The sequence below is a fragment of the Aeromonas diversa CDC 2478-85 genome (genome assembly GCF_000819805.1).
In the GTDB taxonomy this organism is placed as follows: domain Bacteria; phylum Pseudomonadota; class Gammaproteobacteria; order Enterobacterales; family Aeromonadaceae; genus Aeromonas; species Aeromonas diversa.
Window position 1 is genome coordinate 1,555 of record NZ_CDCE01000011.1, and the last position, 1,156, is coordinate 2,710.

Genomic DNA, 1,156 nt, shown 5'->3' on the forward strand with positions numbered 1-1,156 from the left:
AGTGCTAACAAGTTGCTGCAGTTGACGCCCTACACTCCGTTTGATTTGCGCTAGAAATACATTCGTGCAAATCAAACGCCATTCCGGCCACAACTGAGCAAGGCGTTTGGCCAGAAATCCATGTCACCATTTTTGTGAGCCGCTGTTGTCGTCAAAACTGAAGGGAGATTGATTGTGAAGATTCTAAAACTGTGTGCCATAGCTCTTGTGACATGTGTCTCAGCATGTGCCACCATTCCGCCGGAGTCTGTAAGTTTAAGTAGCGAACTTGGAACTGGCATAAAAAAGCAGAGCGACGCTCAGATAAGCTTACTTAACCTCTACTTCGAGAGTAAGCGGAAAGAGCTAGATGAAGCTTTACAGAGAGCAATTGCTTCGTATTTTTCCACAATCGCGCCTTCCGGCGACGTTACCCTCACAACTAGCCAGTTGATGGACGTATCAAAAGACATAATCGCATTGAACAGCAAGAACGACTCAACTAAAGAGGCACTTGAAAAAGTGCGAATTGATCTAGTTTCAACAATTCAAGACAACTATTTGATTCTTAACCAAGCAAATTCTACTATTACTGGATTGCTGCAATCTGCCGTTTCAGTAAAGGATTCCACCAACAAAAGCATTCAGCTGGTGTCGTCAGCCACTGGGGGGAAAATACAGCTCGACAAAATTTTTTCTGAAATCGATTCTTTTGTTCAAAAGGGCGGAGTTGAGGCTGGCAAGGCGATCGATATCAACAACAAAATTCAAAGTTTAATCAACAATAAGTGAGGGTAGTGAAAATGGACAATACTGAATGGGCCGCACTACGTGCAAAAGCCAATCAAATCGCAAATGACCAATTTTCATCTGAGGCATCCGATATCGCCGGCCTCACTAAAAAGCAGGTGTCTGATGTACTTGCTGAGGCTGCCGTTAGCAAAGAAACCCTCGCGGATTTAATGGTCGTTGTCAGCGATGCAACTAAAACAAACCAGCAGAAGGCGGATGCTATAAAAAATATAAACGGCTTCGCGGAAGTTGCGGCCTCATTAATTGGAAAGTTGGCCTAACAAAGCACTCCAGCCGCCGTTTTGAGCGCCGCTTAGCGGCCAACAAACTGACACCAACCTCCATCGCTACAGACGGGCACGGTCTTGGCTCCCCCTCTGATTCG

General features: G+C 45.5%; 2 protein-coding genes. Both read left to right on the forward strand.

Translation table 11 applies throughout. From position 1 onward, the window contains the following. Positions 1-174: 174 nt before the first annotated feature. Positions 175-771 carry a hypothetical protein gene (locus BN1121_RS02500; protein ID WP_005346384.1) on the forward strand — a complete coding sequence of 199 codons (597 nt, stop codon included), beginning with the start codon at positions 175-177 and terminating at the stop codon, positions 769-771. Positions 772-782: 11 nt separating this feature from the next. Then, positions 783-1,052 (forward strand): hypothetical protein, encoded by a 270-nt coding sequence (locus BN1121_RS02505; protein WP_005346386.1) that lies wholly within the window; start codon positions 783-785, stop codon positions 1,050-1,052. Positions 1,053-1,156: the final 104 nt, after the last annotated feature.